The following is a 23,287-nucleotide window of genomic DNA, read 5'->3' on the forward strand; positions in this document are numbered from 1 at the left end:
CATGAGCGAGTTGTCGCAAGTGTCGGTGACGGCACTCAAGGGTGTCGGTGAAGCCATGGCCGAGAAACTGGCCAAGGTCGGCCTGGAAAACCTCCAGGACGTGCTGTTTCACCTGCCGCTGCGCTATCAGGACCGCACCCGCGTGGTTCCGATTGGCGCATTGCGACCCGGACAGGACGCGGTCATCGAAGGCACCGTCAGCGGCGCCGACGTGGTCATGGGCCGGCGACGCAGCCTGGTGGTTCGACTACAGGACGGCACCGGGGGCTTAAGCCTGCGCTTCTACCATTTCAGCAACGCGCAGAAAGAAGGCCTCAAACGCGGCACGCGGATTCGCTGCTACGGCGAGGCACGGCCCGGTGCTTCGGGGCTGGAGATCTACCACCCGGAATACCGCGCCATCACCGGTGACGAACCGCCGCCGGTGGATGAAACCCTGACCCCGGTCTACCCGCTCACCGAAGGCCTGACCCAACAGCGCTTGCGCCAGTTGTGCATGCAGACCCTCACCCTGCTCGGCCCCAGCAGCCTGCCCGACTGGCTGCCGAACGAACTGGCTCGCGACTACCAATTGGCGCCATTGGCCGATGCGATCCGCTACCTGCACAACCCACCCGCCGATGCCGACGTCGATGAACTGGCCCTCGGTCACCACTGGGCGCAGCACCGTCTGGCCTTCGAAGAACTGCTGACCCATCAATTGTCGCAACAGCGCCTGCGTGAAAGCATGCGCTCCCTGCGCGCGCCGGCAATGCCCAAAGCCACCCAACTGCCGGCTAAGTACCTGGCGAACCTCGGCTTCAACCCGACCGGTGCCCAGCAACGGGTCGGCAACGAAATCGCATACGACCTCAGTCAGCACGAACCCATGCTGCGGCTGATCCAGGGCGACGTTGGCGCCGGCAAAACCGTAGTCGCCGCCCTCGCTGCGTTGCAAGCGCTGGAGGCCGGTTATCAGGTCGCACTGATGGCGCCCACCGAGATTCTCGCCGAGCAGCACTTCATCACGTTCAAGCGCTGGCTCGAACCGCTGGGCATCGAAGTCGCGTGGCTGGCCGGCAAGCTCAAGGGCAAGAACCGCGTAGCCGCGCTGGAGCAAATCGCCAGCGGCACACCGATGGTGGTTGGTACTCACGCGCTGTTCCAGGATGAAGTGCAATTCAAGAACCTGGCGCTGGTGATCATCGACGAGCAGCACCGCTTCGGCGTGCAGCAGCGTCTGGCCTTGCGGCAGAAGGGCGTCGGCGGGCGCATGTGCCCGCACCAGTTGATCATGACCGCCACGCCGATTCCGCGCACGCTGGCCATGAGCGCCTACGCCGATCTCGACACCTCGATCCTCGACGAACTGCCGCCGGGCCGGACTCCGGTCAACACCGTACTGATCACCGACACCCGCCGGGTCGAAGTCATCGAGCGGGTACGCAGCGCTTGCGCCGAAGGGCGCCAGGCCTACTGGGTGTGCACGCTGATCGAAGAGTCGGAAGAGCTGACCTGCCAGGCTGCCGAAACCACCTATGAGGACCTCACCGCCGCCCTCGGCGAGTTGAAAGTCGGGCTGATCCACGGCCGCATGAAGCCTGCGGAAAAAGCCGCGGTGATGGCCGAGTTCAAGGCCGGCAACCTGCAACTGCTCGTCGCGACCACGGTGATCGAAGTGGGCGTGGACGTACCCAACGCCAGCCTGATGATCATTGAGAACCCGGAGCGCCTGGGCCTGGCGCAACTGCACCAGCTGCGCGGCCGCGTCGGCCGGGGCAGCGCCGTCAGCCATTGCGTGCTGCTCTACCATCCGCCGCTGTCGCAGATCGGCCGCCAGCGCCTGGGCATCATGCGCGAAACCAACGATGGTTTCGTCATCGCCGAAAGGGATCTGGAACTGCGCGGCCCCGGCGAAATGCTCGGCACCCGGCAAACCGGCCTGCTTCAATTCAAAGTCGCTGACCTGATGCGCGATGCCGATTTGTTGCCCGCCGTACGGGATGCCGCCCAGGCATTGCTCGAGCGCTGGCCAACCCACGTCAGCCCGCTACTCGACCGCTGGCTACGTCACGGGCAGCAATACGGCCAAGTCTAAGCACCGTCGCAGTTTCCGGGCCATGGGTTTGAGCAAGCTGGTTATACTCCTGCAATTGTTTTGAAACGGATACAGTCCATGACCGAAGTTGCCCAAGCACCCGCCACCCCGCACGCTCCGTCGGTTATTCGGCTGATGCTGGGCAAGTTGGCCATTGCCTACGAAGAAGTGCTGGACCATCACGGCCTCAATGCCGCGCGCAAAGTGCAGGCCGTTCTGCTGGATGACAGCGTCGGCGCATTGATGGTGTTGTTCCCGCAGAGCCAGTTGCTCGACCTCAATCGCCTGACCGAACTCACCGGTCGCCGCCTCACTGCCGTACCCGTCGAACGCCTGGAAAAAATGCTCGGCAAGCACAACCTGAGCCTGTTGCCTGGCCTGCCGGCGCTCACCAGCTCGCCGTGCCTGTACGAAGAAAGCCTGCTGCGCGAACCAAAGCTGCTGGTCAATTCCGGTGAGCCGGGCGTGCTGCTGGAAATCTCCAGTGAAGACTTCAAGACCATGCTGACCAAGGCCAGCGCCGCCAACTTCGGCGAAAACCTGACCAGCATCCGCCCCAACCTCGACCGCCCCGATGACGACCGCGAGGAAATCACCCAGGCCGTCCAGGCGTTCACCGCGCGGCGTATCCAGCAGCGCCTGGAAGCGACCATCGAGATTCCGCCGCTGGCCGAAACCGCGCAAAAAATCATCAAGCTGCGCGTCGACCCCAACGCCACCATCGACGACATCACCGGCGTGGTCGAAACCGACCCGGCGCTGGCCGCACAAGTCGTGAGCTGGGCGGCATCGCCGTACTACGCCTCACCGGGCAAGATCCGCTCGGTGGAAGACGCCATCGTGCGCGTGCTGGGCTTCGACCTGGTGATCAACCTGGCGCTGGGCCTGGCCCTGGGCAAAACCCTGAGCCTGCCCAAAGACCACCCGCAACACTCCACGCCGTATTGGCAGCAGTCGATCTACACCGCCGCCGTCATCGAAGGCCTGACCCGCGCCATGCCGCGCGCCCAGCGTCCGGAAGCCGGCCTGACCTACCTGGCCGGCCTGCTGCACAACTTCGGCTACCTGCTGTTGGCCCACGTGTTCCCGCCGCACTTCTCACTGATCTGCCGCCACCTGGAGGTCAACCCGCACCTGTGCCACAGTTTCGTGGAACAACACCTGCTGGGCATCAGCCGGGAACAGATCGGCACATGGCTGATGCGTTTCTGGGACATGCCTGAAGAACTGGCCACCGCCCTGCGCTTCCAGCACGACCCGGCCTACGATGGCGCCTACGCCGAATACCCGAACCTGGTGTGCCTGTCTGTACGCCTGCTGCGCAGCCGTGGCATCGGCTCTGGTCCGGACGAAGGCATCCCCGACGCCCTGCTCGAACGCCTTGGCCTGAGCCGCGAAAAAGCCAACGACGTGGTCAGCAAAGTCCTCGAGGCCGAAGTGCTGCTGCGCGAACTGGCTTCGCAGTTCACCCAGGGCTGAAAAGCATCGCGAACAGGAATCAGGTGATCCCTGTGGGAGCGAGCCTGCTCGCGATGAGTATCACGCGGTCTAACTGACAGCTCTCAAGCCTTGGCCTTGGCCTTCTTCGGCTTCAAATACTTGGTCAGCCCCTGGAACCAGATCACCAGCGCCGGGTTGCCCTTGATCTGAATCGACTTGTCCTGAATCCCCGTCATGAACGCCAGTTGCTTGTTCTTCGCCTGCATCGTGGCAAAGCCGTACGCGGCGTCTTTAAAGGCAATCGCAAACGCAGGCTCGGCATGCACACCCGATTGGCTGGTAATGCGCCGGTCCTTCACGCGAAATTGCCGCGCCACTTTCCCGTCCAGGGTCTGCAGCTGAAACACCAGGTCCTTGTCACCCAACTGCTGCTGAAACGCCGGATTGGTCCGGCTGGCCTTACCCATCAACAAACCCAGCATCCACAGCAGAAAACGAAACTTCATGCGCACAGCCTCAAGAGAAAAATGAACGGCCGGGGCAGTTTAACGGCTTCAGGCGATAACACCAGTATCCAGCTGCATTAGGAGAAGATCATTACCATTACCTGCACGATGACTACTAAGTCACAGTTATCAACACATCACTCCGGCCACTCCACACGCCACTTCTGTACCTGAAGAAAGACATTCTGTAGGAGCTGCCGAAGGCTGCGATCTTTTGCCCCCCTCTACCCTGCAAACCTATCGGAGTCTTCCTTCAAAATGCTGCGCCATACATGACCTAGGCGAATTTTGAATTCATCGATAACCTCTGATCGTCACCACCAAAAACGGCGACCGGATGTGCAAGTCCGAAATCGGGAGCAAAACTTCTTAACCAAGGATTTACACCAATGACTCCGATACCCGACGCATCCGAAAACGAAGCCACATCCCCCTACGAATCCCTCAATTCCAAAAAACTCCACGAAGCCGCCGAACGCGCCCTCGATCACTGTCTCGCCCCACCAAAACAAACACCAACGAAACGCAGCGGCCAGCTCTTCAGTGTCTGCCCGGACATCAACACCGAAGCACTCCTGGCCAACGCCTCGGAAGATCTGCTATCCATCAGCGCCATCGCCGCTGACCTGGCCGACGATGTAGACGGCTCGCGCCGCTCTGTAGCCCTGGCGATCAGTCGCGTGGCTGAGGGGGCGCATTTGCTGGTAGAGCGGGCGCTGGATCATCTGGATGAGCCGTAAATGGCGGCGATTCTCGCCAAGCAACAAAGCGGGCTCGGCTGATTCGCCACCCACAAAAAATGGGCACCCAACCCTGGTTGGCGTGCCCATTTTTTATTCCACTCCCCCGCGACGCGGGAGGTGAAAGCGGATTACGGATTAACGCTGTCTTTCAACGATTTGCCTGGCTTGAACGCAACGGTGTTGCTGGCCTTGATTTTGACGGGCTCACCGGTTTGCGGGTTTTTGCCGGTGCGGGCACCGCGATGGCGTTGCAGGAAGGTGCCGAAGCCCACCAGCGTCACGCTGTCTTTGCGGTGCAGGGCACCGGTGATTTCTTCAAGAACGGCGTTGAGAACGCGGTTGGCTTGTTCTTTGGTGAGGTCTGCCTTTTCAGCAATGGCTGCGGCGAGGTCTGGTTTACGCATGTGAGTGAAGCCCCTTTGACGGTTTGTTGTTGTTATGTCCGTGCTGCTCTCTGCGGAGCAGCGCCCAAAGCGCCGCAGATGCTCTACTCTGCGGCAGACAGGAGTGAGGATGGCACGCAGTGAGGCCCCGCGCCAGTATCGGCGCGGCCATTGTTAGGGCAAAAGGGGGGTGATTCCGACAGAACGACCGGTATTTATGCCAACAGAGCCGGAAGCTCTTTGTTCAGGGCCAGTTTTTCCATCACGGCGGCGCCGGTGAGGGCATAACCGAGCAGCTTGCCCGCGGCATCGCGGCACAACACCTTGATGTCGGCGCCCTGCCCTTCGACGGTCCATATGCCCTCTGCGCCCCGTGGCGGCGGGGATACCACCAACGGGCAGACCGGGGTTTTGACGGTGATCGGCATCGGGCCATAGGTGACGGCGGTCGGGTTGCCGGCGAGGGTTTGGGCCAACGCTCGCGCACAACTCATCAGAGGCATGACGTACAGCAGATTCAGCCCGTCGACCTCGGCACAATCACCCAGGGCGTAGATGTTGGCGTGGGAGGTTTTCAGGTGCCGATCGACCATGACGCCGCGGCTGACCTGCAGACCGGCCGCTGCCGCGAGGTCGACCCGTGGGCGCAGGCCAATGGCCGAGACCACTACGTCGCACGGGATCACCTGGCCATCGGACAGGTGCGCTTCCAGGCCGTCAGCCACGCGTTGCAGGCGGTTGAGCACTGGCCCAAGGTGGAAGCGCGCGCCGAGGCTTTCGAGGCCAGCCTGTACCGCAGCGGCGGCCGCCGGGTGCAACAGGGTCGGCATGACTTGTTCGCACGGTGCAACCAGTTGCACTTCGTAGCCGCCCAGGGTCAGGTCGTTGGCGAACTCGCAGCCGATCAGGCCGGCACCGAGCAGCAGCACGCGGCGCTTGCCGGCTACCGCCGCGCGGAAACGTGCGTAGTCTTCCAGGTCGTTGATGGGGAAGACGCAATCCGCCGCGTCGCCTTCGATGGGCACGCGCACGGTTTCGGCGCCCCAGGCCAGGATCAGGTCGCGGTAGATCACCGCTTCTTCACCAATCCACAGGCGTTTGTGGCCCGGGTCGATGCCGCTGATGCGGGTGTGGGTGCGTATTTCCGCTTTGAGTTGTTCGGCCATGGCGCCGGGTTCAGCCATGCTCAGGCCGTCGGCATCCTTGTTTTTGCCGAAGCCGGTGGAGAGCATCGGCTTGGAGTAGGAGCGCCCGTCATCGGCGGTAATCAGCAGCAGCGGGGTTTCGCTATCGAGTTTGCGAAACTCGCGGGCCACGTTGTAACCCGCCAGGCCGGTGCCAATGATGACGACAGGTGCGTTCATTCCTTACTCCTCAATTATTCAGGCAGCGATTTCGATCATTTCAAAATCCATTTTGCCCACACCGCAGTCCGGGCACAGCCAGTCTGCCGGGACGTCTTCCCAACGGGTGCCCGGCGCAATGCCGTCATCCGGCCAACCGTCGGCTTCGTTGTAGATCAGGCCGCAGACGATACATTGCCACTTTTTCATTCAGGTACTTCCTCAGGGTTCAGGCGTTTTTCCGGCCGGACGGTCGATGGTTGTAGCACTGCCGTCCAACTCAGCGCGTTTTGTACTGATCGGAGCCGTCAGATGCAAGCCTGTTCGGCGCAACGGCAGGCCATTTCAATCGATATCGGCGGCTGACATGTTAAGCTCGCCGCCTCATTTGCTGCCAACAATGACTCATTGTGCATCACACAGAATCCCCCTCTCCAGCTCCTCTCTGGCTCTCGCGCAGCGAACTGGCGCCCCTCCCCGATGCCTCCACCCTCGATTGGCTGTTCGACGAAGGCTCGCTGACCAGACGTCTGATTCATCTGTCGAATGATGCCTTCAGCGTCTCGCCGATGTTCGAAGGCTGGCAACCCCTGCGTGCCGACGAATGCGCAGCGCTGGACCTGGCCGAAGGCAGTGAGGGCTGGGTACGTGAGGTGTATTTGCGCGGTCACGGCCAGGCGTGGGTGTTTGCGCGCAGCGTGGCGTCACGCAGTGCATTGCAAGGCGACGGCTTGCACATGGACGAATTGGGCAGCCGCTCGCTGGGCGAATTGCTGTTTTGCGATCAGGCCTTTCAGCGCCGGGCCATCGAGGTTTGCCATTATCCGCAAGCGTGGCTGCCCGCCGAGGTGCAATCGCCAGGGCTGTGGGGCCGCCGTTCGCGTTTCGACCGCGGCGCCTTGAGTGTTCTGGTGGCCGAAATTTTCCTGCCTTCCCTGTGGGACGCCACCTGCGCCCAATCGGAGAACCGTTGATGTACCAAAGCCTGCTCAAGTCCTTGAACCGCTTGAACCCTCGGGCCTGGGACTTCATTCAGCTGACGCGCATGGACAAGCCGATCGGCATTTACCTGCTGCTGTGGCCAACACTATGGGCGCTGTGGATTGCCGGCAAGGGTTCGCCGTCCCTGGCCAATATCGTTATTTTCGTCCTCGGCGTGGTGTTGACCCGCGCCGGCGGCTGCGTGATCAACGACTGGGCGGACCGCAAGGTCGATGGCCATGTGAAGCGTACCGAACAGCGGCCGCTGGTGAGCGGCAAGATCAGCTCCAAAGAGGCGCTGGTGTTCTTCGCGTTGCTGATGGGCGTGAGTTTCCTGCTGGTGCTGTGCACCAATGCCGCGACCGTTTGGCTGTCACTGGGCGGCCTGGCGCTGGCATTCAGTTACCCGTTCATGAAGCGCTACACCTATTACCCGCAAGTGGTGCTGGGCGCGGCGTTTTCCTGGGGCATGCCGATGGCCTTTACCGCCGAAACCGGTGAATTGCCGGCTGTCGCGTGGCTGCTGTGGATCGCCAACCTGATGTGGACCGTGGGTTACGACACCTATTACGCGATGACTGACCGCGATGACGACCTGAAGATCGGCGTGAAGTCCACGGCGATTCTATTCGGCGACGCGGACCGGGCGATCATCCTGACCTTGCAAGGCTTGGCGCTGGGCTGCTTGTTGCTGGCAGGGTCGAAGTTCGAGCTCGGTGGCTGGTTCCATCTCGGCTTGCTGGCGGCGGCGGGCTGTTTTGCGTGGGAATTCTGGTATACCCGAAGCAAGGACCGGATGCGCTGTTTCAAGGCGTTTTTGCACAATCACTGGGCAGGTTTGGCGATTTTCGTCGGGATTGTGCTGGACTATGCGCTGCGTTGACCTTTGAAAAGATCGCAGCCTGCGGCAGCTCCTACCGAAGGCTGCGATCTTTTTGCGGTATTACATATGCTCGCGAACGACGTGCCAGACGTCTTTTTTCTTGTCACCCGTCATGTCTCCGGGTTTTTTGTCGTCTTCGTAGTAGTACAGCGGCTTGCCGTCATAGGCCCATTGCATCTTGCCATCGTCACGCTTGATGACTGTCCATTTACCTTCGGCCTTGGCACCCGCCGGCGCCATCATTGGCGGCCAGTATTTGGCGCAGTCGCCGTTGCACATCGACTTGCCGCCCATGTCCTTGTCGAAGGTGTACAGGGTCATCCCTTTCTGGTCGGTCATCATGCCGTCTTTCATCATGCCCGGTCCGGCGGCGAAGGCCATCGAAGGCAATGCCAGGGCAGCGGCCAGCAGCAGGGCCTTGAGGGATTGCGAGTGTAGATTCATTTGAAACCTTCCTTTTGTGGATGTCAGGATTCGGACTTAAAGCTTAGCCCAGGATCCAGCCAATCGCCGACCGACTAAAATACTGTCACACGACTGCAATAATTCCGTTATCTAATGCGGCGCAAGACAGTTAAATGACAAGAGGAATAAGGGCATGGTTGGCAGGAGCATTCTGATCGTCGACGACGAAGCGCCTATTCGCGAAATGATCGCCGTTGCATTGGAAATGGCCGGCTATGACTGCCTGGAGGCTGAAAACTCCCAGCAGGCCCACGCCATTATCGTCGACCGCAAACCGGACCTGATCCTGCTCGACTGGATGCTGCCAGGCACGTCCGGCATCGAACTGGCCCGTCGCCTCAAGCGTGATGAACTGACCGGGGACATCCCGATCATCATGCTCACCGCCAAGGGTGAAGAGGACAACAAGATCCAGGGCCTGGAAGTCGGCGCCGATGACTACATCACCAAGCCGTTTTCCCCACGTGAGCTGGTCGCGCGCCTGAAGGCCGTGCTGCGTCGCGCCGGACCGACCGATGGCGAGGCGCCAATCGAAGTCGGCGGCCTGCTGCTGGACCCGATCAGCCACCGCGTGACCATCGACGGCCGTCCTGCCGAGATGGGCCCGACCGAATACCGCCTGCTGCAATTTTTCATGACCCACCAGGAGCGCGCCTACACGCGTGGCCAACTTCTGGATCAGGTCTGGGGTGGCAACGTCTACGTCGAAGAGCGTACGGTTGACGTGCACATTCGACGCCTGCGCAAAGCCCTCGGCGATGCTTACGAAAATCTGGTACAAACCGTGCGCGGCACTGGCTACCGGTTCTCGACCAAGGCCTGATGAACGCAGCGGTTCCACTTTCAAGGACGTATTTTTTTCGTGAACCAAAACTGGCATGGCACCCTGATTCGCCACATGCTGCTGCTGGTCACCGCCTGCCTGGTGATCGGCCTGATCACAGGCTTATACGGCTGGAGCCTCGCCGCAGGCCTGGGCCTTTACCTGGCCTGGACCCTCAAGCAATTGCTGCGTCTGCACGAGTGGCTGCGCCTGCACAAACCCGATGAAGCGCCACCCGACGGCTACGGTCTGTGGGGCGAGGTGTTCGACAGCATCTACCACCTGCAACGCCGCGACCAACGGGTACGCGGGCGCCTGCAAGCAGTGATCGACCGGGTTCAGGAATCCACCGCCGCGCTGAAAGATGCGGTGATCATGCTCGACAGCGATGGCAACCTGGAATGGTGGAACCGCGCCGCCGAAACCCTGCTGGGCCTCAAGACCCCGCAGGATAGCGGCCAGCCGGTGACCAACCTGGTGCGCCATCCGCGCTTCAAGGAATACTTCGAGCAAGACAGCTACGCCGAGCCGCTGGAAATTCCTTCGCCCACCAACGACCGCGTGCGCATCCAGCTGTACATCACCCGCTACGGTAACAACGAACACTTGATGCTGGTGCGCGATGTGACGCGTATCCATCAGCTTGAGCAAATGCGCAAAGACTTCATCGCCAACGTTTCCCATGAACTGCGTACACCATTGACGGTGATCTGCGGCTACCTGGAGACCTTGCTCGATAACGTCGACGAGGTGAACCCGCGCTGGAGCCGTGCCTTGCAGCAGATGCAGCAACAAGGCGGCCGCATGCAGACCCTGCTCAACGACCTGTTGTTGCTGGCCAAGCTGGAAGCCACCGATTATCCGTCGGACAACCAGCCGGTGCCGATCGACGGCTTGCTGCAATCGATCAAGAGCGATGCGCAGCAGTTGTCCGGCCAGAAAAACCAGACAATCACCCTGGAAGCCGACCCGACGATACTGCTCAAGGGCAGCGAAGCGGAGTTGCGCAGCGCATTTTCCAATCTGGTGTTCAACGCGGTGAAATACACCCCGGCCGAAGGCAATATCCGCATTCGCTGGTGGGGCGATGACCAGGGGGCGCACCTGAGCGTGCAGGATTCCGGGATCGGCATCGATGCCAAACACCTGCCGCGCTTGACCGAACGCTTCTATCGCGTCGACTCCAGCCGCAACTCCAACACCGGGGGCACCGGCCTGGGGCTGGCGATCGTCAAGCACGTCTTGTTACGACATCGGGCGCGGATGGAAATCAGCAGCGTACCGGGCCACGGCAGCACCTTTACCTGCCACTTTGCTCCGGCCCAGGTCACCAAATCCCGGGTTATCAGCACCGCTGACTGATACCGGTCAGCACGCACCACTAGGCAACTGGCCGGTCAGCCGCTACATTGGCTGACTTGCGTCTGCCTTTCAGGCGCGGCTTTTACTTCCCATTCGAATACACGGAACCCGCAAAACTCCATCATGGACCCTTCCCCTGGCTTGACCCTCGCTACAATTTTCGCCGACTTCGGCATGATTCTTTTTGCTCTGATCCTGGTTTTGCTCAACGGATTTTTCGTTGCGGCGGAATTTGCCATGGTCAAGCTGCGCTCGACCCGGGTCGAGGCCATCGCTGACAAAAACGGCTGGCGCGGGCACATCCTGCGCACCGTGCACAGTCAGCTCGATGCTTACCTGTCGGCCTGCCAATTGGGTATCACCCTCGCCTCCCTGGGCCTGGGCTGGGTCGGTGAACCTGCGTTTGCGCACCTTCTGGCGCCTGTACTGAGTGCCGTGGGCGTAGATTCCGCTGAAGTGGTCAAGGCGGTTTCGTTCTTCTCCGCCTTCTTCATCATTTCCTACCTGCACATCGTGGTCGGCGAGCTGGCCCCGAAATCCTGGGCGATCCGCAAACCCGAATTGCTGTCGCTGTGGACCGCCGTGCCGCTGTACCTGTTCTACTGGACCATGTACCCGGCCATCTACCTGCTCAACGCCAGCGCCAACCAGATCCTGCGCATCGCTGGCCAAGGTGAGCCCGGCCCGCACCACGAACACCATTACAGCCGCGAAGAACTGAAACTGATCCTGCACTCCAGCCGTGGTCAGGATCCGAGCGACCAAGGCATGCGCGTTCTGGCGTCAGCAGTGGAAATGGGTGAGCTGGAAGTGGTCGACTGGGCCAACTCCCGCGAAGACCTGGTCACCCTCGAGTTCAATGCACCGCTCAAGGAAATCCTGGCGTTGTTCCGTCGCCACAAATTCAGCCGCTACCCGGTGTACGACAGCGAGCGCCAGGAGTTCGTCGGCCTGCTGCACATCAAGGATCTGCTGCTGGAACTGGCGGCGCTGGACCACATTCCCGAGTCGTTCAACCTGGCCGAACTGACCCGCCCGCTGGAGCGCGTGTCGCGGCACATGCCGCTGTCGCAGCTGCTGGAGCAGTTCCGCAAGGGCGGCTCGCACTTCGCTGTGGTCGAAGAGGCCGACGGCAACATCATCGGCTACCTGACCATGGAAGACGTGCTGGAAGTGCTGGTCGGCGACATCCAGGACGAACACCGCAAGGCCGAACGCGGGATCCTCGCGTATCAGCCGGGCAAGCTGCTGGTGCGGGGCGATACGCCGCTGTTCAAGGTTGAACGACTGCTGGGCATCGACCTCGACCACGTCGAAGCCGAAACCCTTGCCGGGCTGGTCTACGAAAGCCTCAAGCGCGTTCCGGAAGAGGAAGAAGTGCTGGAAGTCGAAGGCCTGCGGATCATCATCAAGAAGATGAAAGGGCCGAAGATCGTTCTGGCCAAGGTGTTGATGCTCGATTGATGCGATTCGTCAAACCGCATTGATCCCAAAGCTTCAAGGCTTCACTGCTTGCCCAACGCAAAGTTGGGCAGCGCGCCGACCGGCTGATTGAACTGGTATGGAATCGATACCAGCCCCAGCCCGGTATTGCGCTGCACCACGAAGTGCAAATGCGGCCCGGTGCTATTGCCGGTGTTGCCCGACAGCGCCAAGGCACTGCCCACCTGTACCCGCTGACCTTCCCGAACGCAGACCGAGCCTTTCTTCAGGTGCAGGTAAACGCCCATGGTCCCGTCATCGTGCAGCACCCGCACGAAATTGCCGGATGCATCAGTGCCGCGCCCGCTCTGGCGATTTTCGGTTTTCACCACCACTCCGCCTCGCGCGGCAATGATCGGCGTGCCCTCAGGCATTGCGATGTCTATGGCATATCGGCTCTTGGGCCCGAAGTGGCTGTAAGGGCCATTGGCGCCCTGGCTGATCCGGAATGGCCCGCCACGCCATGGCAACGGGTACCGATAGCCCACCGTAGGCCCTGAGGGGTCGCCCAGGGAGTATTTAAACTTCGGAACGTATGCGAGGGGCCTCCCGGCTTTAGTCGCCGTGAGCTGCGCCAGGCGAACGCTGCTGCGTAGCGGTATCACGCGCCGAATCGTCCCGCCCGGCACACCGCTGGCGTTCTTTACCCCGGCAAAACTCAATTCGACCTCTACCGGCGCATACAGATCATTGCGCACGTACACGCTGTGCACGCCGTTCTTCTTCGTGATGATGAGGCGCACCTGGCGCTCAAGGTGCTCGACCATGCCATCGCGAAAAACGAACACGTGGGCGCCTTTGCTGGGGCGGTCGCTGTAGGAAACCACGCCATAAGCGTCTTTGGACTTGTAGATGGTCATGGCCATGGCCGAGGTGGCGACCATGAACAGGCCACATAAAAACAGCAGGCGCGTGAACATGAGCAAGGATTCTGTCGAGTGAGGCCTGGGATTGAGCCTAGCAGCTGCTATGGACCCGAGTAGCCGGCAGATGTTTCAAAGAGACAAGATCAAAAGATCGCAGCCTGCGGCAGCTCCTACAGGTGGACACATAAACCTGTAGGAGCTGCCGCAGGCTGCGATCTTTCACAAGCGACGAAGATCACGCGCCAGGAATGAAATGCTTCTGCGCCGTACCCCGCGCAATCAGGCGCGAAATGTAATCGAGCTTCTGCGCATCCTGATCGACAAAGCGGAAGGTCAATTGCAGCCAGTCGCTGTCGGGCTTCGGTTCGTGGGCGACGACGGCGTGCAGATAGCCGTTGAGGCGGGCGACTTCGGCATTGTCGCCCTGCTCCAGGTCCAGCACGGCGCTGTCGAGGATCTGCGGCAGGGTCTCACTGCGCTTGACCACCAGCAGCGCTTCCTTGAGGCTCAGGGCCTTGATCACGCATTGCTGGATGCCGTTCGGCAAACGTAACTGGCCCTGACCACGGCCGCTGGCAGGTGCCGAAGAAGCCGCAGGCGTCTTGACCGGCGGGTTGTTGAGCAGGCCTTTGGACGGTGCAGGTGCGGCTGTTGGCGTGGCGACGGGTGCCTTGCCACCGGTCAAGGCAGCGAGGGAGTCGTTACCGAATGCCGAGCTTGTTTTGGTCGCGGCTACGTTGATCAAGGCGTCGAGTTTGCCGACCTTGTGCAGCGCCTGCTTGACCTTGGTGAGCAGTTGCTCGTTGGTGAACGGCTTGCTGACGTAACCGGATACCCCGGCCTGGATCGCCTGGACAACGTTCTCCTTGTCGCCACGGCTGGTCACCATCACGAAGGGCATGGTTTTGAGGTTGTCTTGCTCACGACACCAGGTCAGCAGTTCCAGGCCGGACATTTCCGGCATCTCCCAGTCGCACAGGACCAGGTCGAATGCTTCCTTGGCCAGCATGGCCTGGGCCTTTCTGCCATTGATCGCGTCTTCGATCCGCATGCCCGGGAAATAATTGCGCAGGCACTTCTTCACCAGGTCACGAATGAACGACGCGTCGTCCACGACCAACACACTGACCTTACTCATCCACCACCCCTTTAAAAAATCCCGGCCAGCATACTGCCTTGCTGATGGCACATTGCCAAAAACCTTCAGTCACGCCGGACTTTTCGTTCGCGGGTGCTGCTTTTCGATTTCGTCAGCCGCAAACAAAAACGCCCGGCCAAAAGGCCGGGCGCTTTACTTGGGCAACCTTACTTATCGTCAGTTTTGCCCGGAACATTAGCGGTTTCGCCACTGGTTCCTTCAACTTCTTCCTTCATGCGCTTGAGACCCAGGTGCCGCACGTCAGTGCCGCGCACCAGGTAGATCACCAGCTCCGAGATATTGCGTGCGTGATCGCCGATACGCTCCAGCGAACGCAGCACCCAGATAATGCTCAGAACCCGCGAGATAGAACGCGGATCTTCCATCATGTAGGTCGCCAGCTCACGCAGGGCGGTCTTGTATTCGCGGTCGATGATCTTGTCGTACTGCGCCACCGACAACGCCAGCTCGGCGTCGAAACGGGCAAAGGCGTCCAGTGCATCGCGGACCATGTTGCGCACCTGGTCACCGATGTGGCGCACCTCGACGTAACCGCGCGGCGCTTCGCCTTCTTCGCATAGCTGGATGGCGCGACGGGCGATCTTGGTCGCTTCGTCACCGATGCGCTCCAGGTCGATCACCGATTTGGAAATGCTGATGATCAAGCGCAGGTCGGACGCTGCCGGCTGACGACGGGCCAGAATGCGCAGGCATTCTTCGTCGATGTTGCGTTCCATCTGGTTGATCTGGTCGTCGATCTCGCGCACCTGCTGGGCCAGGCCGGAGTCGGCCTCGATCAGCGCGGTCACCGCGTCGTTGACCTGTTTCTCCACCAGTCCGCCCATGGCCAGGAGGTGGCTGCGCACTTCCTCCAGTTCGGCGTTGAACTGCTGGGAGATGTGGTGTGTAAGGCCTTCCTTAGAAATCATGTTGTCTGCTCCGCAAAAGCTGTGAGCTGCAAGCTACAAGCTGCAAGCTGATGTGTGTCGTACCCGAACCGCTCTGACTTGCCGCTTGAAGCGTGCGGCTTGTGGCTACTGCTAGCCGTAGCGACCGGTGATGTAGTCTTCGGTCTGCTTCTTCGCCGGATTGGTGAACAGGGTATCGGTGTCACCGAATTCCACCAGCTTGCCCATGTACATGAACGCGGTGTAGTCGGACACCCGCGCCGCCTGTTGCATGTTGTGAGTCACGATGACGATGGTGAACTTGGATTTCAGTTCGTAGATCAGCTCTTCGACTTTCAGCGTGGAGATCGGGTCGAGTGCCGAGCACGGTTCGTCGAGCAGCAGCACTTCCGGCTCCACGGCGATGGTGCGGGCGATCACCAGACGTTGCTGCTGGCCACCGGACAGACCCAGTGCCGACTCGTGCAGACGGTCTTTGACTTCGTCCCACAATGCCGCGCCTTTCAACGCCCACTCGACGGCTTCATCGAGGACGCGCTTCTTGTTGATGCCCTGGATGCGCAGGCCGTAAACCACATTTTCGTAGATGGTTTTCGGGAACGGGTTCGGCTTCTGGAACACCATGCCGACGCGACGACGCAGCTCAGCCACGTCTTCGCCCTTGCGGTAGATGTTGTTGCCGTACAGGTTGATCTCGCCTTCAACGCGGCAGCCGTCAACCAGGTCGTTCATGCGGTTGAAGGTCCGCAGCAGCGTCGACTTGCCACAGCCGGACGGGCCGATGAAGGCGGTCACGCGCTGTTTCGGGATGTTCATGCTGACGTCGTACAGCGCTTGTTTTTCGCCGTAGAACAGGCTCAGGCCCGGCACTTCGATAGCCACGGTTTCCTGCTCGAGGTTCAGGCTCTGCTTGTCGCGACCCAGCGCCGACATGTTGATGCCGTGGGTATGTGCTTCGTGCTGCATGGGAGGCTCCCTGTGCTAACAAATTCGGTTCGTTTTCCGCTGGCCTTGGCCTGCGGTTACACAATTCTTTCTGTAGGAGCGAGCTTGCTCGCGATGGTCGTTCAGACACAAAAAATGTGTCGGATGTACCTTCCTCGCGAGCAAGTTCGCTCCTACAGGGTTATCAGCTATCCAGCGCCTTGTACTTCTCGCGCAGGTGGTTACGGATGTACACCGCCGACAGGTTCAGCGTGGCGATCACCAGCACCAGCAGCAGCGCCGTGGCGTACACCAGCGGTCGTGCGGCTTCGACGTTCGGGCTCTGGAAGCCGACGTCATAGATGTGGAAGCCCAGGTGCATGATCTTCTGGTCCAGGTGCAGGTACGGGTAGTTACCGTCCACCGGCAGCGACGGCGCCAGTTTCACCACACCCACCAGCATCAGCGGCGCCACTTCACCCGCGGCGCGGGCCACGGCGAGGATCATGCCGGTCATCATGGCCGGGCTGGCCATCGGCAGCACGATCTTCCACAAGGTTTCCGCCTTGGTCGCACCGAGGGCCAACGAGCCTTCACGTACGGTGCGAGGAATCCGCGCCAGGCCTTCTTCCGTGGCCACGATCACCACCGGCACTGCCAGCAGCGCCAGGGTCAGCGAGGCCCAGAGCAGGCCCGGTGTGCCGAAGGTCGGCGCCGGCAAGGCTTCCGGGAAGAACAGACGGTCGAGCGAGCCACCCAGCACGTAGACGAAGAAGCCCAGGCCGAACACGCCGTAAACGATAGCCGGAACGCCCGCCAGGTTGTTCACCGCGATGCGGATAATCCGGGTCAGTGCGTTCTGCTTGGCGTATTCACGCAGGTACACCGCCGCCAATACGCCGAACGGGGTCACGATCATCGCCATGATCAGGGTCATCATCACGGTGCCGAAGATGGCCGGAAAGATCCCGCCTTCGGTGTTCGCTTCACGCGGGTCGTCGCTCAGGAACTCCCAGACCTTGCTGAAGTAGAAACCGATCTTGGTGGTCGTGCTCATGGCGTTCGGCTGATAGGCGTGAACCACTTTGCCGATGCCGATTTCGATTTCCTTACCGTTCGCATCGCGGGCGGTCAGGCTGTCGCGGTTGAACTGCGCGTGCAGGTCGCTCAGGCGCGCTTCGACATCCTGATAGCGAGCATTGAGTTCGGCGCGTTCGGATTCCATGTCCGCTTGTGCGGTGGCGTCGAGTTTGCCGTCCAGCTCAAGCTTGCGACCGTGCAAGCGGATGCGCTCGAGACCGGCGTTGATCGCGCCGATGTCGGTTTTCTCCAGGTTCTTGAGCTGTGCAGCCAGCTTGTTCACGCGGTCGACACGGGCCTGCAACTCAGGCCATGCCGCTTCGCCTTCAGCGACGACTTTGCCATCCTGTTTGACGTTGACCAGGTAACCGTAGAAGTTGCCCCACTCACGACGCTCGATGGCCATCAGCTCCGGCGGCGTCGTCTGGTTGGTCAGCCACTCGCCCACGATCCAGGTGAAGTCGTTGCCGTTCAGGTCACGGTTGCCGACCTTGATCAGCTCGCGGGTCATGAACTCAGGGCCTTCGTCAGGCACCGGCAGGCCGGCGCTCTTCAGACGGGCACGTGGCACTTCTTCCTTCTGTACGATTTCGCCGATCACCAGGTGATTGGCCTGGCCCGGTACGTCGTAACTGGCATGCACCAGATCCGCCGGCCAGAAGTGACCCAGACCGCGCACGGCAATCACTGCCAGCAGGCCAATGGTCATGATGACCGCGATGGACACCGCGCCACCGCTGATCCAGACGCCGGGGGCGCCGCTCTTGAACCATCCTTTCAGGGAGTTCTGTTTCACAGACTTCTACCTTTCTTAAAGCGACGAGTATTTCTTGCGCAGACGCTGACGAATCAGTTCCGCGAGGGTGTTCATGACGAAGGTGAACAACAGCAGCACCAGCGCCGAGAGGAACAGCACGCGGTAGTGACTGCCACCGACTTCCGATTCGGGCATTTCCACTGCAACGTTGGCCGCCAGGGTGCGCAGGCCTTCGAACAGGTTCATTTCCATGACCGGGGTGTTACCGGTGGCCATCAACACGATCATGGTTTCACCGACCGCCCGGCCCATGCCGATCATCAGTGCCGAGAAGATGCCCGGGCTGGCGGTGAGGATCACCACGCGGGTCATGGTCTGCCACGGCGTGGCACCGAGGGCCAGGGAGCCCAGGGTCAGGCCGCGAGGCACGCTGAACACGGCGTCTTCGGCGATGGAGTAGATGTTCGGGATGACCGCGAAGCCCATGGCCAAACCGACTACCAGGGCGTTGCGCTGGTCGTAGGTGATACCCAGGTCATGGGAGATCCACATGCGCATGTCGCCACCGAAGAACCAGTTCTCCATGAACGGGCTCATGTACAGCGACAACCAGCCCACAAACAGGATCACCGGAATCAGCAGCGCACTTTCCCAGCCATCCGGGACTTTCAGGCGAATCGACTCAGGCAGGCGGCTGAAGGTGAAACCGGCGACCAGAATGCCGATCGGCAGCAGCATCAGCAGGCTGAAGATGCCCGGCAAGTGCCCTTCCACATAGGGTGCGAGGAACAGACCGGCGAAGAAACCGAGGATCACCGTCGGCATCGCTTCCATCAGCTCGATCACCGGCTTGACCTTGCGGCGCATGCCCGGGGCCATGAAGTACGCGGTGTAGATCGCAGCGGCAACGGCCAGTGGAGCGGCCAGCAGCATGGCGTAGAACGCGGCTTTCAGGGTACCGAAGGTCAGCGGCGACAGGCTCAGTTTGGGTTCGAAGTCAGTGTTGGCAGCGGTCGATTGCCAGACGTACTTAGGCTCGTCGTAGTTCTCGTACCAAACCTTGCTCCACAGTGCGCTCCACGATACTTCCGGGTGCGGGTTGTCGAGCAGCAGCGGGTGCAACTTGCCGCCGGCTTCCACGATCACGCGGTTGGCGCGAGGCGACAGACCGAAAACGCCTTGGCCTTCAGCGACTGGCTCCACCAGCAAGGTGCGGTGAGCAGTGCTGTGGAACACGCCGAGTTTGCCGGAAGCGTCGAGGGCAATGAAGCCCTTGCGGCGTTCTTCGGCAGTGATTTCAACGATCGGCGTGGTGCCCATCTGGAAGGTGCGGATCTGCTTCAGGCGTTGCTCGCCATCGGGGTCGCGGGCCATGAACCACTGGGCCAGGCCACCTTTGGAGTCACCGATGATCAGCGAGATACCGCCCACCAGCTGGGTGCTGGCAGTGACTTGCGCTTCACCGTCTTCAAGCAGTTTGTAGCGACCATTGAGGCTCTTGTCGCGCAAGCTGAACACGTCGGCCTGGGCGCGCCCGTTGACCACGTACAACCACTGCTGACGCGGGTCGACGAAGATGTTCTTCACCGGCTCGGTCATTTGCGGCAGATCGATACGCTTTTGCTCGTTGGTGACTTCGCCGGTCATCATGTTCTCTTCGCTGGTCAGCGACAGAACATTGAGTTGCGAACCGGTGGCGCCAACCAGCATCAGGGTCGAGTCGTTGGCGTTGAGGCTGACGTGCTCCAGCGCACCGCCGGCTTCGTTGACCGCGATTGGCGCTTCGCCATACGGGTACTCGACGGCCGGGGTGATGGTTTTCTTGCCTTCCGGGTAGCTGACTTTATAGGTGTGACGGAACACCAGCGCCTGGCCGTTGGACAGGCCCACGGCCACCAGCGGGTGACCTGGCTGATCTTCTCCGATGGAGGTCACGGTGGTGCCGGCCGGGATCAACAGATCGACGCGCTTCAATTCAGCGCCACTGTCGATGTCGAAGAACAATGCCTGGCCCTTGTCGGAAACCCGCATCGCAACCTGGTTCTGTTCTTCCAGGGAGATCATCAGCGGCTTGCCGGCGTCTTGCATCCAGGCTGGCGTGATGGCGTCCTTGGCGGTCAGGCTGGCACCCTGGAACAGGGGCGCGACGACGTAGGCAAGGAAGAAGAAGATCAAGGTGATCGCGCCCAGCACAGCGAGGCCGCCCACGAGGACGTACCAACGGGTCAGACGATCTTTGAGCGCACGAATACGGCGCTTGCGTTGCAGCTCAGGCGTATTGAAGTCAATTCGCTTGGGGGGGTTAGTAGTCATGTTGGAATTGGCCAGATCATTCATGCGCACACCCTAGCGATCCTGTATGACAGAAAGATGACAATGCAGTGACGCAACAAATCCGCCGCTAGCAGTAACCAGCAGCGGATAGAGAATTAGAGGTGTATGGGGGCGGCTCCTGCCGCCCCCATTTGAGTCCAGAGGGATTCACTCTAGACTCAATTTGTTACTTTTTTGCGACTTCAGCGCCGCCTTCCGCCAGACCCAGATCAGCCAGAGCTTTGGCAGCTACTTTGGCCGGCAGTGGGATGTAACCGTCTTTCACTACAACTTCCTGGCCCTGTTTCGACAGGACCAGTTTCACGAACTCGGCTTCCAGCGGGGCCAGAGGCTTGTTCGGGGCTTTGTTGACGTACACGTACAGGAAGCGGGACAGCGGGTACTTGCCGTTCAGGGCGTTTTCTTCGGTGTCTTCGATGAACTCGGTGGTGCCTTTCTTGGCCAGAGCTACAGTTTTCACACTAGCGGTCTTGTAGCCGATGCCCGAGTAACCGATGCCGTTCAGCGAGGAGCTGATCGACTGCACGACCGAAGCCGAACCTGGTTGTTCGTTCACGTTAGGCTTGTAGTCGCCTTTGCACAGGGCTTCTTCCTTGAAGTAGCCGTAGGTGCCCGATACCGAGTTACGACCGAACAGTTGAACCGGCTTGTTGGCCAGGTCGCCGGTCACGCCCAGATCGCCCCAGGTTTTCACGTCGGCTTTAGCGCCGCACAGACGAGTGGACGAGAAGATCGCGTCAACTTGTTCCATGGTCAGGTGCTGGATCGGGTTGTCCTTGTGTACGAATACAGCCAGGGCGTCCACGGCAACCGGGATGGCGGTTGGCTTGTAGCCGTACTTCTGCTCGAAGGCAGCCAGTTCGGTGTCCTTCATCTTGCGGCTCATCGGGCCCAGGTTGGAGGTGCCTTCAGTCAGCGCAGGTGGCGCAGTGGCGGAACCAGCGGCCTGAATCTGGATGTTTACGTTCGGGTATTCTTTTTTGTAGTTCTCGGCCCAGAGGGTCATGAGGTTGGCCAGGGTGTCGGAACCAACGCTGGACAGGTTGCCCGACACACCAGTGGTCTTGGTGTAGCTCGGGATAGCAGGGTCAACAGCGGCAACCGCGTTGGCAGTCGCAACGCCAGCAGCGACAAAAGTCATTGCCGCCATCAAACGCTTCAGTTTCATGCCTTACTCCTAGCAGATAGGGTGTGTTATTCGGGGCCAAGTATCAGCAGGCCGTGTGAACACTCTATGGCTGAAATATGACAATTGGATGAAAGGCCATTATCCCGATCAGGAGACTGACCTTTCAGTTGTAACCGTAGATGTTGGAATTGCGCAGACCGCCAAGATCGCAGCCGATAATTACCGACCCTTCTTCCACAACCAGGCACCCACCAATATCCCCACCCCACACAGCACCGCCACATAGTAAGCAGGCCCCATCGCACTTTCCTTGAGCAACAGGCTGACGATCATCGGCGTCAGACCACCGAAAATCGCGTAGGCGACGTTGTACGAGAACGACAGACCGCTGAAACGCACCACTGGCGGGAAGGCCTTGACCATCACATACGGCACCGCACCGATGGTGCCGACCAGCAGACCGGTCAGGGCATACATCGGGAACAGCCAGTCGGGATGGTCAGCCAGGCTGTGGTAGAAGGTCCAGGAGCTGGCCAGCAACGCGGTACAGCCGATCACGAAGACTCGTCCCGCACCGAAGCGATCGGCCAGTGCGCCGGCAATGATGCAGCCAACGCTCAGGAATACGATCGCCACGCTGTTCGCCTGCAGGGACGTGGTTGGCGAGACGTGATAGACCGTCTGCAACACAGTCGGGGTCATCAGGATCAGCACCACGATGGCGGCAGACAGCAGCCAGGTCAGCAACATTGAAATGGCGATCGCACCACGATGGTCACGCAGCACCGCCCGCAGCGGCACCTCTTCGGCCAGGGCCTTGCGCAGTTGCAGCTCGGCAAACACTGGGGTTTCGTGCAACCAGCGACGCAGGTACACCGAGAACAAACCAAACACACCGCCAAGCAGGAACGGAATCCGCCAGGCGTAATCCGCTACTTCCACCGCGGTGTAGATGCTGTTGATCGCCGTGGCGACCAGCGAGCCGAGCAAAATGCCGGCCGTCAGACCGCTGGTCAGGGTGCCGCAGGCGTAGCCGACATGCCGTTGCGGAACGTGTTCGGAAACGAAGACCCACGCCCCCGGCACTTCACCGCCAATGGCCGCGCCCTGGATCACCCGCATCAACAGCAACAGGATCGGTGCCCACATGCCGATCTGCGCATAAGTCGGCAGCAAACCCATGATCAAGGTCGGGACGGCCATCATGAAAATGCTCAGCGTGAACATTTTCTTGCGACCCAGCAGGTCGCCGAAGTGCGCCATCACGATGCCACCCAGTGGCCGTGCCAGGTACCCAGCGGCGAAGATGCCGAAGGTCTGCATCAGGCGTAGCCACTCGGGCATGTCCGCCGGGAAGAACAGCTTGCCCACCACAGTGGCGAAGAACACGAAGATGATGAAGTCGTAGAACTCCAGCGCGCCGCCCAGGGCAGACAGCGATAGAGTCTTGTAGTCGTTGCGGGTCAGCGGGCGGGCGGGTTGGTCTGGCTGCGCGATGCTCGAGGGCGCTGTTGTCATGGCAAGGGCTTCTCTTATAGTCGGATCTGCAACCTCAACGACGCTGGCGGAGGTTTGGGCAGGTCCGGCACGATAGCAAATTGTTCGAAAAAGCACATAGAGGTGCATTTTTTGACGGTCAAAATGAGAACCGGACGGTCGTCGC

At 60.6% G+C, this 23,287-nt stretch carries 21 protein-coding genes; 8 read left to right on the plus strand and 13 right to left on the minus strand.

Annotation, left to right across the window (positions count from 1 at the left end):
• Position 1: 1 nt before the first annotated feature.
• Positions 2-2,077, plus strand: coding sequence for an ATP-dependent DNA helicase RecG (gene recG, locus KGA83_RS07165; protein ID WP_108218875.1), 2,076 nt, complete (start codon positions 2-4; stop codon positions 2,075-2,077).
• Between the two features lie 78 nt (positions 2,078-2,155).
• Positions 2,156-3,556: an aminoacyl-tRNA deacylase and HDOD domain-containing protein gene (locus tag KGA83_RS07170; RefSeq protein ID WP_108218874.1), complete on the plus strand. Its 1,401-nt coding sequence runs from the start codon at positions 2,156-2,158 to the stop codon at positions 3,554-3,556.
• A gap of 83 nt (positions 3,557-3,639) precedes the next feature.
• Here the strand turns inward: KGA83_RS07170 and KGA83_RS07175 are convergent, their stop codons facing one another.
• On the minus strand, positions 3,640-4,023 hold the full coding sequence (locus KGA83_RS07175) for a helicase (RefSeq protein ID WP_223529260.1): 384 nt from the start codon (positions 4,021-4,023) through the stop codon (positions 3,640-3,642).
• Between the two features lie 389 nt (positions 4,024-4,412).
• Between KGA83_RS07175 and KGA83_RS07180 the strand changes: the two genes are divergently transcribed.
• A complete protein-coding gene (locus tag KGA83_RS07180; protein WP_223529263.1) occupies positions 4,413-4,763 on the plus strand; it encodes a DUF6124 family protein in 351 nt (116 codons plus the stop codon).
• Between the two features lie 131 nt (positions 4,764-4,894).
• Here the strand turns inward: KGA83_RS07180 and KGA83_RS07185 are convergent, their stop codons facing one another.
• The 3 genes from KGA83_RS07185 to KGA83_RS07195 form a co-directional block, all read right to left on the minus strand.
• Entirely contained in the window at positions 4,895-5,170 is a 276-nt protein-coding gene (locus tag KGA83_RS07185; RefSeq protein ID WP_003195589.1) for an HU family DNA-binding protein, read from the minus strand.
• A 194-nt stretch (positions 5,171-5,364) separates the two neighbouring features.
• Entirely contained in the window at positions 5,365-6,513 is a 1,149-nt protein-coding gene (locus KGA83_RS07190; RefSeq protein ID WP_223529265.1) for an NAD(P)/FAD-dependent oxidoreductase, read from the minus strand.
• An 18-nt stretch (positions 6,514-6,531) separates the two neighbouring features.
• Entirely contained in the window at positions 6,532-6,702 is a 171-nt protein-coding gene (locus tag KGA83_RS07195) for a rubredoxin (RefSeq protein WP_007995385.1), read from the minus strand.
• Positions 6,703-6,902: 200 nt separating this feature from the next.
• Here KGA83_RS07195 and KGA83_RS07200 point away from each other — a divergent pair, with 200 nt between their 5' ends.
• Both KGA83_RS07200 and ubiA read left to right on the plus strand, forming a co-directional pair.
• Complete coding sequence (locus tag KGA83_RS07200) at positions 6,903-7,466, plus strand: chorismate--pyruvate lyase family protein (RefSeq protein ID WP_108218870.1); 564 nt, start codon at positions 6,903-6,905, stop codon at positions 7,464-7,466.
• A complete protein-coding gene (gene ubiA, locus KGA83_RS07205; RefSeq protein WP_108218869.1) occupies positions 7,466-8,356 on the plus strand; it encodes a 4-hydroxybenzoate octaprenyltransferase in 891 nt (296 codons plus the stop codon). The genes KGA83_RS07200 and ubiA overlap by 1 nt, the downstream gene beginning before the upstream one ends.
• 60 nt (positions 8,357-8,416) lie before the next feature.
• On the opposite strand, the gene KGA83_RS07210 is transcribed toward ubiA, so the two are convergent.
• Positions 8,417-8,800 (minus strand): hypothetical protein, encoded by a 384-nt coding sequence (locus KGA83_RS07210; RefSeq protein WP_108218868.1) that lies wholly within the window; start codon positions 8,798-8,800, stop codon positions 8,417-8,419.
• 154 nt (positions 8,801-8,954) lie between these two features.
• Here KGA83_RS07210 and phoB point away from each other — a divergent pair, with 154 nt between their 5' ends.
• From phoB to KGA83_RS07225, 3 genes are all read left to right on the plus strand, one after another.
• Entirely contained in the window at positions 8,955-9,644 is a 690-nt protein-coding gene (gene phoB, locus KGA83_RS07215) for a phosphate regulon transcriptional regulator PhoB (RefSeq protein WP_003229608.1), read from the plus strand.
• 75 nt (positions 9,645-9,719) lie between these two features.
• Positions 9,720-11,006, plus strand: a complete 1,287-nt coding sequence (gene phoR / locus KGA83_RS07220) for a phosphate regulon sensor histidine kinase PhoR (protein ID WP_256594985.1) — start codon at positions 9,720-9,722, stop codon at positions 11,004-11,006.
• Between the two features lie 123 nt (positions 11,007-11,129).
• Entirely contained in the window at positions 11,130-12,470 is a 1,341-nt protein-coding gene (locus tag KGA83_RS07225; RefSeq protein WP_108218866.1) for a hemolysin family protein, read from the plus strand.
• A 41-nt stretch (positions 12,471-12,511) separates the two neighbouring features.
• Here the strand turns inward: KGA83_RS07225 and KGA83_RS07230 are convergent, their stop codons facing one another.
• The 8 genes from KGA83_RS07230 to KGA83_RS07265 all read right to left on the minus strand — a co-directional run bounded on the left by KGA83_RS07230 (position 12,512) and on the right by KGA83_RS07265 (position 23,142).
• Positions 12,512-13,408, minus strand: a complete 897-nt coding sequence (locus KGA83_RS07230) for a peptidoglycan DD-metalloendopeptidase family protein (RefSeq protein WP_223529269.1) — start codon at positions 13,406-13,408, stop codon at positions 12,512-12,514.
• Between the two features lie 181 nt (positions 13,409-13,589).
• The gene (locus KGA83_RS07235; protein ID WP_223529272.1) at positions 13,590-14,492 is read right to left on the minus strand and encodes a response regulator; all 903 of its coding nucleotides are present in this window, start codon (positions 14,490-14,492) and stop codon (positions 13,590-13,592) included.
• A 167-nt stretch (positions 14,493-14,659) separates the two neighbouring features.
• Positions 14,660-15,421, minus strand: a complete 762-nt coding sequence (phoU, locus tag KGA83_RS07240) for a phosphate signaling complex protein PhoU (RefSeq protein WP_007992846.1) — start codon at positions 15,419-15,421, stop codon at positions 14,660-14,662.
• A 111-nt stretch (positions 15,422-15,532) separates the two neighbouring features.
• Positions 15,533-16,366: a phosphate ABC transporter ATP-binding protein PstB gene (pstB, locus tag KGA83_RS07245; RefSeq protein ID WP_007971742.1), complete on the minus strand. Its 834-nt coding sequence runs from the start codon at positions 16,364-16,366 to the stop codon at positions 15,533-15,535.
• 163 nt (positions 16,367-16,529) lie between these two features.
• On the minus strand, positions 16,530-18,200 hold the full coding sequence (pstA, locus tag KGA83_RS07250; protein ID WP_108218863.1) for a phosphate ABC transporter permease PstA: 1,671 nt from the start codon (positions 18,198-18,200) through the stop codon (positions 16,530-16,532).
• 15 nt (positions 18,201-18,215) lie between these two features.
• Positions 18,216-20,249, minus strand: coding sequence for an ABC transporter permease subunit (locus KGA83_RS07255; protein WP_177413294.1), 2,034 nt, complete (start codon positions 20,247-20,249; stop codon positions 18,216-18,218).
• Between the two features lie 412 nt (positions 20,250-20,661).
• Positions 20,662-21,663 (minus strand): phosphate ABC transporter substrate-binding protein PstS, encoded by a 1,002-nt coding sequence (locus KGA83_RS07260; protein WP_108218861.1) that lies wholly within the window; start codon positions 21,661-21,663, stop codon positions 20,662-20,664.
• 180 nt (positions 21,664-21,843) lie between these two features.
• Positions 21,844-23,142: an MFS transporter gene (locus KGA83_RS07265; protein ID WP_223529275.1), complete on the minus strand. Its 1,299-nt coding sequence runs from the start codon at positions 23,140-23,142 to the stop codon at positions 21,844-21,846.
• Positions 23,143-23,287 lie beyond the last annotated feature (145 nt).

It is taken from the genome of Pseudomonas sp. GL-R-19 (assembly GCF_019956375.1).
Taxonomy (GTDB): domain Bacteria; phylum Pseudomonadota; class Gammaproteobacteria; order Pseudomonadales; family Pseudomonadaceae; genus Aquipseudomonas.